16 protein-coding genes are annotated in these 15,471 nt (G+C 62.8%); 8 read left to right on the forward strand and 8 right to left on the reverse strand.

All coding sequences use genetic code 11. The features are described 5' to 3' along the window. Window positions 1-126 precede the first annotated feature (126 nt). From JV18_RS0103815 to JV18_RS0103835, 5 genes are all read left to right on the forward strand, one after another. Window positions 127-894 (forward strand): hypothetical protein, encoded by a 768-nt coding sequence (locus tag JV18_RS0103815; RefSeq protein ID WP_033073475.1) that lies wholly within the window; start codon window positions 127-129, stop codon window positions 892-894. Between the two features lie 249 nt (window positions 895-1,143). Continuing rightward, a complete protein-coding gene (locus JV18_RS14810; RefSeq protein ID WP_081944669.1) occupies window positions 1,144-1,599 on the forward strand; it encodes a BglII/BstYI family type II restriction endonuclease in 456 nt (151 codons plus the stop codon). Window positions 1,600-1,601: 2 nt separating this feature from the next. After that, complete coding sequence (locus tag JV18_RS0103825) at window positions 1,602-2,909, forward strand: hypothetical protein (RefSeq protein WP_144243857.1); 1,308 nt, start codon at window positions 1,602-1,604, stop codon at window positions 2,907-2,909. Beyond that, complete coding sequence (locus JV18_RS0103830; RefSeq protein WP_200879066.1) at window positions 2,902-4,731, forward strand: DEAD/DEAH box helicase; 1,830 nt, start codon at window positions 2,902-2,904, stop codon at window positions 4,729-4,731. Before JV18_RS0103825 ends, JV18_RS0103830 begins: the two co-directional genes overlap by 8 nt. After that, window positions 4,728-5,588: a DUF3883 domain-containing protein gene (locus JV18_RS0103835; RefSeq protein WP_033073477.1), complete on the forward strand. Its 861-nt coding sequence runs from the start codon at window positions 4,728-4,730 to the stop codon at window positions 5,586-5,588. Before JV18_RS0103830 ends, JV18_RS0103835 begins: the two co-directional genes overlap by 4 nt. Here the strand turns inward: JV18_RS0103835 and JV18_RS0103840 are convergent, their stop codons facing one another. The 3 genes from JV18_RS0103840 to traA form a co-directional block, all read right to left on the reverse strand. Further along, the gene (locus JV18_RS0103840; protein ID WP_033074919.1) at window positions 5,589-7,214 is read right to left on the reverse strand and encodes a DNA cytosine methyltransferase; all 1,626 of its coding nucleotides are present in this window, start codon (window positions 7,212-7,214) and stop codon (window positions 5,589-5,591) included. It abuts the gene before it with no gap. Window positions 7,215-7,605: 391 nt separating this feature from the next. Beyond that, entirely contained in the window at window positions 7,606-8,304 is a 699-nt protein-coding gene (locus JV18_RS14585; RefSeq protein WP_052071717.1) for a DUF6118 family protein, read from the reverse strand. Window positions 8,305-8,313: 9 nt separating this feature from the next. Further along, window positions 8,314-11,226, reverse strand: coding sequence for a Ti-type conjugative transfer relaxase TraA (gene traA, locus JV18_RS0103850; RefSeq protein WP_033073478.1), 2,913 nt, complete (start codon window positions 11,224-11,226; stop codon window positions 8,314-8,316). A gap of 172 nt (window positions 11,227-11,398) precedes the next feature. On the opposite strand from traA, the gene JV18_RS0103855 reads away from it, so the two are divergent. Together JV18_RS0103855 and JV18_RS0103860 are read left to right on the forward strand one after the other, a co-directional pair. Beyond that, window positions 11,399-11,722, forward strand: a complete 324-nt coding sequence (locus JV18_RS0103855; RefSeq protein WP_144243858.1) for a conjugal transfer protein TraD — start codon at window positions 11,399-11,401, stop codon at window positions 11,720-11,722. Between the two features lie 16 nt (window positions 11,723-11,738). Continuing rightward, window positions 11,739-11,969: a conjugal transfer protein TraD gene (locus tag JV18_RS0103860; protein ID WP_033073480.1), complete on the forward strand. Its 231-nt coding sequence runs from the start codon at window positions 11,739-11,741 to the stop codon at window positions 11,967-11,969. Here JV18_RS0103860 and JV18_RS0103865 read toward each other — a convergent pair. The 5 genes from JV18_RS0103865 to JV18_RS0103885 form a co-directional block, all read right to left on the reverse strand. Further along, window positions 11,941-12,153 carry a hypothetical protein gene (locus tag JV18_RS0103865; RefSeq protein ID WP_033073481.1) on the reverse strand — a complete coding sequence of 71 codons (213 nt, stop codon included), beginning with the start codon at window positions 12,151-12,153 and terminating at the stop codon, window positions 11,941-11,943. The genes JV18_RS0103860 and JV18_RS0103865 overlap by 29 nt on opposite strands. After that, a complete protein-coding gene (locus JV18_RS0103870; RefSeq protein ID WP_033073482.1) occupies window positions 12,150-12,590 on the reverse strand; it encodes a MucR family transcriptional regulator in 441 nt (146 codons plus the stop codon). The genes JV18_RS0103865 and JV18_RS0103870 overlap by 4 nt, the downstream gene beginning before the upstream one ends. 13 nt (window positions 12,591-12,603) lie before the next feature. Further along, window positions 12,604-13,533, reverse strand: a complete 930-nt coding sequence (locus JV18_RS0103875) for a HEPN domain-containing protein (RefSeq protein ID WP_033073483.1) — start codon at window positions 13,531-13,533, stop codon at window positions 12,604-12,606. A 62-nt stretch (window positions 13,534-13,595) separates the two neighbouring features. Then, on the reverse strand, window positions 13,596-13,850 hold the full coding sequence (locus JV18_RS0103880) for a sigma factor-like helix-turn-helix DNA-binding protein (RefSeq protein ID WP_033073484.1): 255 nt from the start codon (window positions 13,848-13,850) through the stop codon (window positions 13,596-13,598). After that, window positions 13,847-14,740, reverse strand: a complete 894-nt coding sequence (locus tag JV18_RS0103885; RefSeq protein ID WP_033073485.1) for an ArdC family protein — start codon at window positions 14,738-14,740, stop codon at window positions 13,847-13,849. The genes JV18_RS0103880 and JV18_RS0103885 overlap by 4 nt, the downstream gene beginning before the upstream one ends. Before the next feature lie 455 nt (window positions 14,741-15,195). Between JV18_RS0103885 and JV18_RS0103890 the strand changes: the two genes are divergently transcribed. Next, a complete protein-coding gene (locus JV18_RS0103890; protein WP_033073486.1) occupies window positions 15,196-15,429 on the forward strand; it encodes a helix-turn-helix transcriptional regulator in 234 nt (77 codons plus the stop codon). Window positions 15,430-15,471 lie beyond the last annotated feature (42 nt).

Here is a 15,471-nt window from a genome sequence, read left to right on the forward strand (position 1 = left end):
CCCCAATTCGGGCTAAAATATACTGTCATTTTCGAATAGGCCTGGTGAGAGGTCACCGTTCGTAATTCTTCTCCATCTATAGTTGATATCGAGAGTAACGGACGCTTCTGAAGGGGGAATGGGCAGGTGCGAGAGCATGAAGATTTCAGAGATGATCGACTAAAGACCTGGTGCATTCATTGCGGCGCCGCGATCGCTGATATCGAAAGCAATCGTGATCATGTTCCGACCAAGTCGCTCCTGACGAAAGCTCTTCGGGAGCGTGGCGCAAATTATGACAAGGGCGCGGGCGGTGTAATGGATTACCTGCCGCAGGTTGTCGTTTGCCGTCGGTGTAACTCGGGTTTCTCCTCCGACGAGAATTATCTTCTCTGCGTCCTGCACGCGGTCATGGCCGGAAGTCTCTACCCCGATCCGCAGAGCCATCCCGAAGCAGCGGCGATTTTGCGGAGCAACCGCAACGTGGTTCGGGCCCTTAAGCGAAGGCCGGACGGACAGCTGTTGTTGTTTGAAAACGTGGCCCCCTTCACCCTTTATCCCGATCCTGAGCGGGTATCGCGCGTCGTGGTCAAAAACGCTCGTGGGCACGCGTATCACGAGATCGGTGAGCCGCTGCTCGAGGCGCCCGATCACGTCGCTTTCGTGCCTCTCGAGCAGCTGAGTCCCGAGCAACGCGACACCTTTGAGGCCGCTGGTTCCGACGGGGAGCTTGCTGTTTGGCCGGAGGTCGGTAGCCGCATGACCGTACAGCTTTTCGACGAGCAAGCCATGGTCGGCGGCTGGCTCACGGTCGAGCCTGGACGCTATCGCTATTCTATAGACTGGTCTGACGCCGTCATCGTTAAAACCGTAATCTGGGAATATCTCGCTACCGAGACCCGCTGGGATCATTAATCGTTACTCGGGATCGCGGTGGCAATCCCGTCGTCGGCGACAATTTAACGACCGGCTGGAAGATCGCCATCTCCCGTCAACTATTCTGACCCGGTTGTTCTAAAATCAACTGCTGTTCGGATTGGTGCACATTGGATGTTTTGAACACCGCCGACCTGCGCTACGTCATTCCACATTGGGGGCGATACGTCGCGCGATTCTGTAGACGCGCGCGCCTTCCTTGGGCACATTTTTCAACTGGACATCATTATGAAGGTTTCGCTGCACAGTCACTGCGCCGGTTCGGAACGCATCCCGCCCCACATATTGGATGACGTCCTCGCGGCGGCAGCGGCGGTCGAGGTTCGTATTGAACGCGGTGCGGCCCCGCGCATTCGGGATCATTTCGTCGCGGCGCTTCGGTCGAGAGGCTGGTCGAGCGAAGTGACTGTCTCGCGCGGGTCCGACATGAGCATCACCTCGATGCGCGAGAATGTCGGCCTCTGTCTTCAGACCGGTAATATGGCGCGTATGTACGCGGATTTGATGAAGCTGCAGACGATGTATCTCGACGATGCCATCCAGGGCGCGGTTTTCGTTCTGCCATCCCAGCCCGTCGCATTAGCGATGGGCGACAATATCGCGCAAGCCGCGCGGCTCGAGCGCGAGCTCGAGATTTTTCGCAAGGTCTATTATGTTCCGACGCTGATCGTCGCACTGGAGTGAATATGCCGGAGATGGATTTGCCCGATACACCGAAAGGATCGCGGTTCGGTTGGCCGCGTCCTGCCCGCCTCGAAGAGTTCGAGGCTCGACTACAGATCAAGGGCCTTGCAACGGACCGGGTCGTGTTTCAGGGCCTCAACCAAGACCTGCCGATCATCCGCATTCCGATCGATCTCCCCAAATATCGCCTGGTCAATGGACGAACAGCCTCGCTGCAGGTCGAACATCTCGCCCTCAATCCGGACCTTCGCTCCGATCTTTTTTCCGGCGATCCCGAGATGTGGGACGCGCAAGAGGCTCAGCATGAGCTTTTGCTGAAACTCGGTCGCTTGTCGGATTTGGATGGCTATTTCGAAGATGCGGCCCACAAGCAGGTGAACCCGTTGCTGCTCGACGAGGAAGGTTTCGTCGTCAATGGCAACCGCCGCCTGTCGACGTGGCGCCAGCTCCTGCACGACGATCCCGAGAAATACAGTCATTTCGAGCATATCGAAGTGGTCGTCCTTCCCCATGCGACGGAGAAAGACATTAATCGTCTGGAGGCGCAGCTCCAGATCGAGAAGGACATTCGGGCGGACTATAGCTGGGATGCTCAGGCCAATATGATGATTGCGAAGATGGAGCGCGACAACATCAAGGCGGAAGAGCTCTGTAAACTTTACAAGATGAAGGACACCGAGTTCGCCCAGCTGCTCGACATGCGCGCCTATGCCGACGAGTATCTCCGGTCGCGGGACAAGGCGAATAGGTGGTCGGAAGTCTCCGGCCAGGAGCACACCTTCCAGCGTCTTGCTCAAAGCCGATCGAAGCTCACGGGCGTTGGACGGAAGGAAATCTTCAAGGAGGCCGCTTTCGCCCTGATCGACGATCCGACCTCGGTTGGCCGTCTCTATATTGCGATCCCGGAACTGGCGGCCAACCTCGACAAGGTCGTCGAACGCCTCGCCAGTGAAATGGACCTCGATATGACGGCGCCGGACGACGGTCTGGGCGACTTGTTTGGAGGCGACAAAGGCGATGAAAGCGATGTGCAGCAGACATCACTGATTCAGGCCCTGCGGAATCCCGATCAACGCACACAGGCTCGCGAAACGATCGGCGAGGTTCTGGAGACCGAGCGACAGGTCAAAAAGGATGTGAAGAAGGCGGGGTATCTCCTGGATCAGTGCGCCAAAGCGAACAGCTTCCTGACGGCAGCCGCGAAGGAAGGCCTCAGACCCGAATCCAAGATCACCGGCGTAGCCAAGCAACTCGATGAGATCGAGGCACGTGCCGCCGCTATTCGCGCGTATTTGGCCACACGTGCTTAATATTGCTTATCGCGCGAAGGATGGCCGGGCCGTCTTTACCTGGGAAGCGGGTGAGAGCGTCAGCACCTGGACGGCAATGCTCACACGGGTCGCCTATGACGCGAGCCAGGACGCGACGCTCGAAGGCGTTGCAGGCTTTTCCCTCCCTTGGTGGGCTTTCGTCGGGTCCCGGGACCAGTTCCTGCAGGTATTTCGCGCCAACGGACTGAAGCTCGGAACTGGCCTCTTCATCACCCCTGAAGCCACGGCCCTTTTGCAGCAATCCCAACGGGCAGCTGCAAGTTACCGAGCCGCGTCGGGCGCCGCACCATTGTCTCTCGACGCGCTGAAAGCCTCGCTCGAAAACTCGGGCTTCGGCCGCTCCCTTTCCGAACACCAGGGCGCGAATGTGGCGCGCCTCGCCGCCTTGCCGGCGGCCGCGACCTTTTCGGTGCCAGGCGCCGGGAAGACAACCGAAGCGCTTGCCTTTTTCACCCTTCGCGCACAGCTAGGCGATCGGTTGCTCGTGATCGCGCCGAAAAATGCCTTCGCGGCATGGGATGAACAGATTCAGGAGTGCCTGGGGGACACCGCTGGTAGCTTTGTCCGTCTTCGCGGCGGACGCGACCGCATACAAGCAAGTCTTGCGGACGACCCGCCGCTGATGCTGATGACCTATCAGCAGCTTCCGCGGGTCCAGGATTTGATTGCGCAGCATCTGGCCCGCTATCGAACCTTTGTGTTTCTGGATGAAAGTCACCGTATCAAGTCGGGTGTGAGCGGCGCGAGTGGACGCTCGATTATAGAGCTATCCCATCTGCCGGTCGGCAAGCTGATCATGAGCGGTACGCCAATGCCCCAGTCGGTTAGCGACCTGCTCCCTCAGTTCCAGTTTCTCTATCCCGAGGTCCGGGCCGAGGAAGCGACTGTTGTCGATCTGGTGCGGCCGATCCATGTGCGAACCAACAAGAGGCAGCTTGATCTTCCCGAGGTCACTCGCAATCTCATCTCCTTGCCGATGGCACCGGTCCAGCAAGAGCTTTACGAGCTGATGCGTCTGGAAGTGGCGCGGGAGGCTTCGGTCGTGCTCGATGCCCAAGGCAAGCAGACTTTCAGGGCCCTCGGCCGCTCCGTGTCCCGCCTGCTTCAGTTCGTCTCCAACCCCTCGCTTCTCGCCGCCCAGATCGGCTTTGCTCACCACGACCTTCTCGCGGCCGTGCTCGCGGAGGGGGAAGGTCCCAAGCTCGACTATGTGCTCCGGCGGGCGCGCCAGCTTTCACGCCAGGGGCACAAGGTGCTGATCTGGTCGTCCTTCGTCCGCAATGTCGAATATATGGCCTCACGGTTGGCGGACCTCGGCGCGGTCTACATCCACGGCGGGGTGGACGCTGGCGACGAAGACGATGCCGACACTCGCGAAGGCAAGATCAAGGCGTTCCACGACGATGAAACCGTCCGCGTGATGGTGGCCAATCCGGCGGCGGCCAGCGAGGGGATCAGCCTCCACCGCGTCTGCCACCACGCAATCTATCTGGACCGCACGTTCAACGCTGCACATTATCTTCAGTCGGAAGACCGGATTCACCGGTTCGGCTTGGGGAAGGACGAGGAAACGATCATCGAAATCGTCGAGTGCGCCGGAACAGTTGATGAAACCGTCCGCACCCGGCTTGGGTTCAAGATCGGGGAGATGGCCAAGGCGCTCGATGACTCGTCGCTTGCTCCAGATCCCATTCCGATTGATCCCGTCCAGGTCGGCACCGCGGATGTCGAGGATTATGTGACCGGCCTCCAGGTAGATGACATCCGGGCGATCGCTGCGGATCTCGGTTCGCCGAAGTGACGCTCGCCCTGTCGCCCGGCCTGGCTCAGGCGGGCATTGCCCTTCTCGACCTGCTGCAAAGGCGGCCCCTGTCGGCAGCAGACCTGCTTTCCGGCCTTCCCAAGGTCGGCGGCATGTCGTCGGCCTCCGCCCTATCTCTGGCGGAAGCTCTGGCTTGGCTGGACATAAATGAAGCGGGTGAGTTACAGGCGTCAGCGGCGGGAGTGCAGGTCTGCGACGCCGACGGGTATGAAGCCGCCTTGCGCTCTATCCTGCTGCATTATGTCGACACCCAAAATCCCGATTGGCTTCAGAATGCGACCTTCGGCCGTTCCCGGGTTTTAAACTTCTGCCCCGTCGGTGTGCGCCAAGTCTTCGTCGAGGCAGGCCTGGCCGGCGCGCTGGACGACGAGGTGGTCGCCTTCTGGGACTGGCTCGCAGCGATTGCCCGAGGACTTCAGAAGGATCAGCTCGTCAGCATCGGGCGCGAAGGGGAGCGATTGACCCTGATCCATGAAGAGGCTCGCACCGGAGCCAAGCCCCGCTGGATAGCAATTGACAGCAATCAGGACGGCTACGACGTTCTTTCGGTCAGGGCGACAGACGATCGCGCCTTTCTCTCTATCGAGGTCAAGGCCAGCCGCAGTGGGAGGAATGGGTCGCTGCACCTCACCCGCCACGAATGGGAGATCGCACTCGATCGCCCCTTTCATCTGTTTCACCTCTGGGATTTGTCGTGCGCCCCGCCAAGGCTTGCGAGTGTCGGAATGGACGAAATGGCGGCGCATGTTCCAATTGACGCCGGTGCCGGGGGTTGGGAAAAGGTCGAGGTCCCGTTTAAAGCCTTTGAAAGCCTTTTCGGTCCGGCTCTGATCTGACTAGGCCGCGGACTTCTCAAGGCGATGCCAGGGCAAGGTGTTAAACCAAGCGCCGACCAGCAACCCGCTCAGGATTGCGAGCGCATGGGTCGTGAGTTTTTTCGATCCCGGGATGCTGTCGCCTACCTCGCCCTCGGCCGCTGCCTCCATGACATAGCCGATAACCGCATGCTGGTCATCGATCGAGGCGGAGCGGAGCCGCTCGTGGACCCTGTCGGCCAGTTCGCCCAGAAAATCCGTGACCTGATAGGGGCGAAGCCCGCCAGCCCGGTGCGACCACGCCGCCTGGAGATCATCTGGGGTGCTCGTCTGCAAAATTTGTTCGATCCTAGCGAATTCGACGCCCAGCGCCATCATCATGGTCCGGATCAACGGCGAACTGCGGAGCTCGCGAAGCAGTTCGCCATCGAGGGTGATCTCACGAATATCGATCGATGGCCCGAAGAAAAATCGCACTTGCCAGTCTCGCTCCCGCCCGCGTCCGTTGGCAAGCTCGAACCTCATGCCGCTCTTGAAACGCAGGCCAGGCAAAGCGGCCCGGAAACTGCGCCCGGCGGGGTAGGTGCGCCCTTGCGCCGTCGGCGGAGTCACCGGTGCCGCCATCTCGGGCGGCCGCAGGTACGAGCCGGCGCTCGCATATGGGAGCAAGTCATCAGCCGAGACCCCCTGGCACGCCCGTGCGACCAGATAGGTGAAGGTAGGCGGAATGGCGTTGCCGACCATCTTTGCCTTTTCCGGGAAGGAGCGAGCATAGAATTGGTAGGTGATCGGGAAGCCCTGAAGGCAGGCGCGTTCCCGGATGCTCAGCCGGCGGAAGCCTTGGACGCTATCGCCGATGACGATGCTTTCGCGCGACACGCGGGTGCAGGTCGCTGTAACGGTCCGGGCCGGCAAATCCATCCCGTCGGGGAAGGCCATGTTGTTGTAAACCGGATGATAGGTCTTGGCCTCCCGGTTCATGCGAAGCTCTTCCGCGTTGAGGACGCCTTCGTTTTCCCGCTCCGTCACCGTCGCCGTCGCCAGCGCGCAACCCCAGACGGGATCGACGATAGTCTCGTCAGCCGCGATTGCTGAAACAACATCGCCGAGGGTCCGCCGCGGCAGGCGCGGCTGGTAAGCTTTGATCAGTTCGAATGGGATATTTCCCGCGATGCAGCGCCGGCGCGACTGCGGCGTCCCGTAATCGGAGAAGTCGATGATCTCGATTTGCATGCCGAGGTTGCGGAACCGATAAAGCGGATGGTCCGGATCGGCCATGCCTCGCTCGAGCACCTTCGCCACGCGCGGCACATTCTCCAGCGCCCAGAACCTCGGCTTCACATGTGCGACGACTTCCAGAAACCGCACGAGGTCCTTCAGCCCCTCGTCGAGGTCGCCGCCGCCGCCGCGGTTCGAATAGGAAAATTCGGTGCAGGGCGGGCTGCCGACGACCAGATCGATATCCGGCGGCAAATCATCGACCTGCAACTGGCGAACGTCGGTCGGCTTCAGAGCGCCGCCGTGATTGCCATTATGCGTATCGACCGCCGGCTGCCACCACTCATAAGAGGCAACGACCTCGACGCCGGCCAAACGCAGCCCGAGGCTCCATCCTCCGATGCCGGCGTAGAGATCAATTGCTCGCATTCGCGATCACCCCAGCGCGACTCACGCGCAACTTCCAAAGCAGCGTGATTGTTTAGCGAGCTGAGACCAAAGTGCAAGATCCAGCTGCCATTTAATTCCGCTGCGATCTTGAGAAACTGGACAATCTCGACAGGCCCATCAACGCGAGAAATCAAGCCTGACAGCCGCTTCGGCCTCATTGGACCCTCGGTTGGCCGCTCACAAGTTATCAATGCGGTGTCGCCGTTCGGCTCTACCTCCCTGCGCCCGCGATCACATAGCCGAGCTAAATGCGATCGGGCAATTCGATAACTGAAGAACAGAGGCCGCCATGGCTCATGGACGGAGTGGCCGCTTTCGAGCACTGTCGAAAGTCAACGTATGCCCGACATCAGGCGCAAAGCTGCCAGGCCTAAGGCGCTACCTTCGGTGACACGCCAATGGAGCAGGTTACCGCCTTCTTGCGGCGCTGCGCCTGCTCCTCACACGCGGTGATGGCGGTCCGGTTCTCGTCATAAAGACGCGCGCTTCTGGCCAGCCCGTTCCAGCTGTCGGGGTCGGCGACCTGCATCATCCGAACGCCCGCACTCCACATATCACGCGATAACTGACTCGCTGCGCGCTTCTCGGGCCAGTGCCAGCTCTCGGGAGCTGCCCGGCTCACCGCCGACGGAATGGTGCACCCTGCGAAGAAGGCAAGAATGGCCGCGATCCCGGCGCCAACGCCGATCCATTTGTTCTGCTCGTCGCGGGTCCGCGCCGCGCCGAGCCTCTGCTCAAGAGAACGGGCTACCGCTTCGAGCTGATTCTGCGCGCTTTGCCACCGGGCATGATCGGCTTCACGAACGCGCCGCCCCGCCACTTCGATCTGGTCGGCGATCACCTCGGGCGTCAGTGTCATCGCGGGTCGGGCCGCAAGGTTCTGGAAGACCTCGCGCGCTTTCTTCCAAGTTTGATCGATCCGCGCGAGATCCTCGCTATAGTCGCGCCCCACGAGTTCGTCCTGGCGAAGGCCGAACCGGTCGAACGCCGCGGTCAGCGTGTGGATGCGCCCCGAGAGCCGGTCGAAGGCTGCGTCGAGGGCGATGTTCTCGGGGTCGGTGTCACTCATCCCCCCGCACTAGAGGCCGAGCCCGCGCGAACGCGAGGGCGCGAGATAGTCGTGGAGCGCCTGGGACAGCGATTTCTTCTCAAGCGATCCCAGCCCCAGTTCGCGGGTTCGGTTGCGCAGCAGCGACTCGAGCTGCGGGTCGCGGTGCAGGCTTTTCGCCATCTCGCCGAGCTGCGCGCCCTCGCGCTCGGCGCGGGCAACATCATAATCTTCCCTATAACGGCGCAGCTGCCGCGATCGCGCCTGCCATTCGGCGACGAAGCGGTCGGCGCGCGCCGGGGCATCGATCCGTAGCGCACGCTCGGCGCGCATCGCCTGCATCGCGCGCTGGGTGCGTCCATTCGCTGCCTCGCTGATCAGAGTCGGATCATTGCGCAACGCCGAAGCCAGGTCCTTGGCACCATCGCTGCCGAGCGCGTCAAGATCGCGCGTTGCTGCCGCCAGGCTATTGCGCTGATGAGCGACCGGCGACAGATTCTTGGAGTGCATTCCCGCGATATCCTGATGCGCGCGGGCATAGCGCTCGATAGCCTTGTCGAGCGCCGACCGCTCCGGACCCGCGCCGAGCGTGCGGGCGTTAATGCGAACAGTCTTCGCTGGAGGATCGCGCTGCGGTTCGGGGACGGACTTCCCGAGCGCGCTGATGGCGATCGTGGGCTTTAGCTTGAGACCGGCGAAGATGCTGCGCTTCGGTACCTCCGCATTCGTCGCCTCTGGGGGCCGATAATCGCTCGCCATATCCTTGCCGCGCTCGCGCGACGCGGCACGGACGAGCTTGGCCTGGTTCGCGAAATCGTCGCGGCCATAGTATAGCTCTACCGTCTCGCGATGTCTGGACAGCGCCACGTAGGTCGAATGGCTGTCGACCCCCGGCGTCGCGAGCACTTGCACCCGGCCGACGGTCATCCCCTGCGCCTTGTGGATTGTCGCCGCATAGCCACGATCGATGTGCGCATAGTCCTTGAGGTCGAACGCCAGGCTGCGGCCGTCGTCGAGCAGCACCTCCATCCGCATCGCGTTCACTACCTGAACCGACCCGAGTGACCCGTTCTTGACGCCGAGCGAGCGCTCATTTCTGAGGAACATCACGCGGTCGCCAACAGCGAACGCGCGCGTCCCGCGCTCGACCGCGAGCGTCACCTCTTTCCCGAGCGCGCCACTCGCCTTCAGCCGCTCGCGTGCCGCTTCGTTGAGCGCCCGCACTTCATCATTGGTGTGGGTGAGGATGATCCGGCTCGCGTTGGGCGAAGCCTGCCGATCGCGGTCCCACGCATCGACCAAGTCGGCGCGCGCCGCTTCGCGCGTTTCGGCTGCATGCACAAAGCCAGCGTCAGCATAACGCCCGATCGCCTCTCCGGTCCGCCCGGTCGCGAGCTCGCGCGTCGCCTCGCGCTGCCAGTTCTCCTGATGGCGGCGGATATCGATGATCTCGACAGCGCCGTGGCGTTCGGCGGCCGCGCGGAACGCGGCACCCGCCTCGATCGCCTGGAGCTGCTGCGGATCGCCGACGAGCACGATCTTCGCGCCCTGCCGCTCGGCTTCGGATACGACGCGTTCGAGCTGGCGCGTGCCCACCATGCCGGCCTCGTCGATGACAAGGATATGCTTGTCGGTCAGCCGCTCGCGATCTTGTCCCCACTGATGTTCGAGGCTCGCGAGCGTGCGCGAGGCGATGCCCGAACCATGCTCGAGACCCTCGGCGGCGATGCCCGACAGCGCGGCGCCCTGCACCTGGTAGCCCGCCGCTTCCCACGCCTCGCGTGCGACCCCGAGCATCGCGCTCTTGCCCGTCCCGGCATAGCCGATGACATTGCTGATGCCGCGTGCGCTAGTCACATGTTCGAGCGCGCCGCGCTGCTCGACCGACAGCTTCAGCCCACGCGCCAATGCGCGTTCAATCGCAAGCTCGCGGTGATGTTCGCTGACGCCATGACGTCGCCGCGCATCGAGCGTTGCGGTCGCGCGTTCGAGCCGCTGCTCGGTCTCGATCATGCCGCGCGAGGTAAAGCGCTCGTCACCCTTCCCGTCCTTGCCCAGCGCGACCAGCTCGGGAGAGGATTTGACTGCGCCCAGCACTGCATCGAACTGCTCTTTGCCGTCGCTGTGGCGATGGACGAACATCGCAAGGTCGCGGGTCGTAAACGTCGCTTGCTTGTGCGTGATCGCGTCGAGCGCGATGCCGGGATTGGCGAGGATCTTGTCGCCATTCGACCGCGCGATCTCGCGATGCTCGGCAAGCCGCTCGGCTTTGAGCCCCTGCCCTGCCATCCGCGATGCTGCGGGACCGATCTTGTGCTGCGGTTCGAGGTCGATCCCCTGCGCTTCCAGACTGCGGTGATCGACGCGTGCATCGATGTCGAGCGAAGCCAGCCGTTCGTTGACATGATCGGCCCACGCCTCGCGCCAATGGGAGAGTAACTCGGTGCGATTCCACTCGCGCACCTTCGCGCCGAACCCGACCTCTCCATCCTCGCCGATCCGGATCTCGCGCATCGTCAGCATCACATGCGCGTGCGGCTTCGCGAGCCCGTCGGCGCCGATGTCCCAATGGACATTCAAATCGGCGACCATACCGCGTGTTACAAACTCGCGGGACACGAACTCGCGAGCGAGCGCGATCCCCTGCGCTTGGGTCATCTCGCGCGGAATAGCGAACTCGATCTCGCGGGCAAGCTGCGCGTCCTTCCGGACCTCCGCCGCTTCGACATCGTTCCACAGCTGTTCGCGATTGCGCCAGCGCTCGTCTGTCCCTTCGGGCAGCAGCACCTCGCTGTGAACCACGCCCGCCTTGTTCGAGAAATCATGGGCACGGCCAAGCCGCTCGTCGTGCAGCCGATCGGCCGAGCGATAGGCCGCGGCGGCCACCGCGCTGCTGCCCAAGCTGCGGGAGATCACTTTTGCCGAGAAGTGGTAAAGCGCCATAGCGCCGTACCATTTACAGCAAAACGGGCACATCGGCACGACGTATAAGCGCGCCCTCACACGATTTCATCGCGCTCGGGATCACAAAGTCTCGGGAGATTTCAGCTACTTGTTCGCCGCTGAGACCCGGCATAGCTGGATCGTCCGACCCCATTTCATGGAAGGACCAACGATGCGCAAACCGCGTGATTACGACGCCGAACTCCAGGCACTCACCGACAAGGCGAAGGCGCTCAAGACGAAGAAGCAAGGCCAGCTCGGCGAGCTCGTGATCGCCTGCGGCGCCGATGCGCTGCCGATCGAACAGCTTGCCGGCGCACTGCTCGATACCGCCCAGGCCGACGCCGCGCGGAAGGAGGCGTGGCGCAAGCGCGGCGCGGCATTCTTTCGCGGTGAAGGTGCCCGCGCTCGCAAAGGCGCTGGCAGCGACGCGGGCCGCGCATCGGCGAGCGGTGCAAGCGCGCAATCGCGTTCAGGCGAAGCGGGCGCGGCATGACACGCGGGCGTGGCAGGTGAAGCGCCGCGAACGCACGCGCCAGCTGATCGAACTTGGCGGCCTCGTCGCCAAGGCCGGTCTCGTCGAACTGACAGGCGACGATCGCGCGGCCATTTTGGGCCTGCTCGTCGAGGCTGCGGCGAAGCTGCGCGGCGAAGCCCGCGAGCAGCAGCTGACGCTATGGCGCCGTCGGGGACGACGCGCGTTCGCCGATGGCGTCAGCGGCGATGCGATATCGAGGTCTTGACCGTATTGCAGAATCCGCTGGGTCGTTTGTCGCGGGCGTAGCCGCCCACGCCGCCGAGACCGCGCGTCACGACATTGGCCTGCGAGCGGACCGACAGATTAAGCCTGTCGGTGATGCAGTCATCGCAGATCGCGACGCCTTCGAGGCGCTGGATCAGCGCCTCGATCTCGGCGGCGATAGTCATTTCGTCCGGGCGCGTCCGCGCCCTGCGGGCTTGCGGCCACCGCCGCGGCCCTTGGTGCCGAGGCCGATTTGCTTGGCCAGCGCGCGGCGCTTCTCGGTATAGTTGGGCGCGGTCATCGGATAGTCTTTCGGCAGATTCCATTTCGCGCGATACTCATCGGGCGTCATGCCGAAGTTGGTCATCAGGTAGCGGCGCAGCATCGTGAGCTTTTTGCCGTCTTCGAGGCAGACGAGATAGTCGGGTTTCACCGACGACCGGATCGAGACGGCGGGCTGTTGCGGTTCGGGTTCGGGTTCTGCGTTCGACGCCAGACCGGCGAGCGCCTCGTGCACCGAGCAGATGACGAGCGGGATATCCGATATGGCGACATTGTTGTTGCTGACGTGCGCGGCAACGATGTCGGCGGTCAGCGTGACCAGCGTTTCACGGTCTTCCATAGGTGTACTTTCCCTAACCCGCCTCGCGCGCGGTGTTTTCCAGTTCGGCGATACGTTCGTTGCAGATGGCCTCCACGATGGCCGCGAGCTGCTCGACGCGTTCGCCAAGCCACGCAAGTTCCTCCTGGGTGATCCGGTAATGCTTGCTGTAGCGCGCCTTCACATAGGCATCCTTGAGCTTCTCGAAGCGGGCGCGATCCTTGCGGTCCTCACGTGGCCATGCGTCGATCAGGCGCACGTCGATTCCTTCAGCCTGTGTCCGGAGGAACGCTAGGTTATGACTGTGGGGTGTGTAGAATTTGCAGACCAACAAAACGCAGTCATATAACCGTTCCGCGGTTTGGTGCATGAGGAATGCTGCATCCTTTAGCCGCCCCTCGCGCTCACTGAACTGCGCTGTCGCGAGCATGCCGGTCGCGGCGGGCAACCACTCGTCAAAATACTCCCGCGCCATATCGAGCGCCGCGTGCGGTGTCATCGGCTTGGGCTCGGCAAGCTCGCTGTTATGGTCCTGGTAAAGCGCGATGCCGTCGCGTGCGACATCAATGAAGAAATAGCGCCCATGGCTGAGCCCCGCGTTCACCTCGTCGAGGCTGTGGACGATGAAGTTGACCGGCGTGCGGAGCGTCCTCGTCACGCCGAATTCGCGGATCAGCCGGTCGTCGAGCTTCGCCCAATATTCGATGCGGTCAGTAAGCCGCTTGTCGCTGACAATGATGAGCAGGTCATAGTCCGACTGATAGCCCTTGGCGGTGTGCGGTTCGTCGACCCAGCCGCCCCGCGCATAGCTGCCGTAGAGGATGATCTTCGATATGCGCCCCTTCTTCTTCCAGCCTTGGGTCGCGAGCGCCAGCGCATCCTCGAACTCCTCGAAGATGATCTGCACCACACGCTCGAGCTCACGCTGCTTGTGCGGGGGAAGATGATCGATGTCGCTGCGCATGTCGGACCCGACCTTAGAAAGCCGTTCGACCCGATGGCAAGCGCCATCGGATCGAAGTTGGATTATAGCCATGGCCAGACGAGCGACGGGAAGCGCGCGTGCAGGCAGCGCGACCAGATCCGAAGCGCGCGGGCGAAGTCGGTCGTGACCTGACCGAGGGTGACGCCATGCCGCGCCGCCAGTTCCTCATAGGAAGTGCGGTCGAAGCGGATCGACAGGAAGATGTCGGCCTGCCGCGCGCTCATTTTGGCGAGCGCAATGACCAACCGCCGCTCCAGATCCTCGATCGTGACGGTGGAGAGATCACGGCGCCTCATTGTTCGTCCCCCGCAAAGGCGAGTAGGTAATCGCTCGACTTGCTTGCCGCGCTCGCGGCGCGAAAGATTGCCTTCTCGTCGCCGCGCAGCACCGAGAGCCACGACGCGATATAATCCGCATGGCGCACGGTCGGTGAGATGCCGAGCGAAGCGCAGGTGAACGCCGCCGCCATCTCGGCGACCAGTTCTTCCCGTGCATAAGCCTCCGACTCGAACCCGCCCTTCTGATCGCGGTCGAGGCGGCTGGCGTGTCCGGTCCAATGGCCAAGCTCGTGGAGCGCGGTGCGATACCAGTTGATCGGCTCATGAAAGGCCGCCTGCGGCGGCACCTGCACAAAATCATGGCTCGGGCTGTAAAAAGCTTCGCCGCCGCCGATATTCACCGTTGCGCCGCTCGAGGCGATCAGCGCGTCGGCCTCAGCGATCGCCAACACCGGATCAGGGCTGACCATCGGCGCAGTATAATCCTCGGGTAGTCCCTCGCACTGGTCGACATTGAACACGGTAAAGCGCTTGAGGAACGCCACCTGCCGGGCGTCGCGATCTTCGTTGCGTGCCGCTTCGGCTTCGGCTTTGGGCGTGAACCGGTCGGCGTAACAGATGATGGTGCCCTTTTCGCCGCGCCGGACATTGCCGCCGGCGCTTTCCGCCTGCCGGTAGGTCAGCCAGCGCTGCGAGACATAGCCCTTCGCAATCCCTTCGGCCCAGAGGAGCAGCACGTTGATGCCGCTATATTTGCGGGCCGTTCCCGCATTCTGCGGCATGGTGCATCCGCATGCCGCGCTGTCCCAAGGCTGCGCCCATGGCAGCCGCCCCTCTTCTAGCTCGGCGATGATCCGGCTCGTGACCTCGGCATAGAGGCTCTGCCGTCCGACTTTCTGATGTTTCATATCCCTTCTCCTTCCAACCACCGCACCCCGGCCCGGAAGGGGGCGGAGGGGGACGGCAGGAATGAGCCGGCAGACCCGCACGATCGGGCGGGCTGCATCCGTCAGGACCGCAATGCAATGGAGGACCCGCGGCACGCGGGTTGCGGCCCGGCCGGGGGGGGGCTAAGGCGAGTGACGCCCGCCTCCGCCCCCGCCTTGCCGGGACCACCAAGCGCCGCCGCGAAGCGGCGACCATCTGCGCGCCAAAGCCGGGAAGATGATTCGCGCCGCGAGCGGCGCGGCCATCGCAAATCGCATCGTCTGCGATTTGATCTGATGATGTTTATGAAGCGCCAGGCGGCGCCTTGCCGCGCCACGGGGAATCCAGGCGTCTCACCCGATTGACGCGACCGCCCGACATGCGAGCGTTCGCGCGAGCGCAGACATCGCTGCCCCCAATCGACAAGGACCCCACCATGCCAACCCATGCTCCCGTCCGCTATCTCCGCCTTCCCGCGGTGCTCGAGCGAACCGCGCTCAGCCGCGCGACGCTCTACCGCAAGATCGCCGCGGGTACCTTCCCGCAGCAGGTCAAGCTCGCCGCGCGGTGCTGCGGCTGGCGCGAGTCCGAGGTCGAGCTGTGGCTCCGCAACCCCATGACCTTCACCGTCGCCGACCTCGAGCGCGACGAGGACCGCGACGCCGCCTGATTGCCAGGCATGGCGATAGCCCTGCGCCGCCGAAGCTGTGCG

Source organism: Sphingopyxis sp. MWB1 (assembly GCF_000763945.1).
In the GTDB taxonomy this organism is placed as follows: domain Bacteria; phylum Pseudomonadota; class Alphaproteobacteria; order Sphingomonadales; family Sphingomonadaceae; genus Sphingopyxis.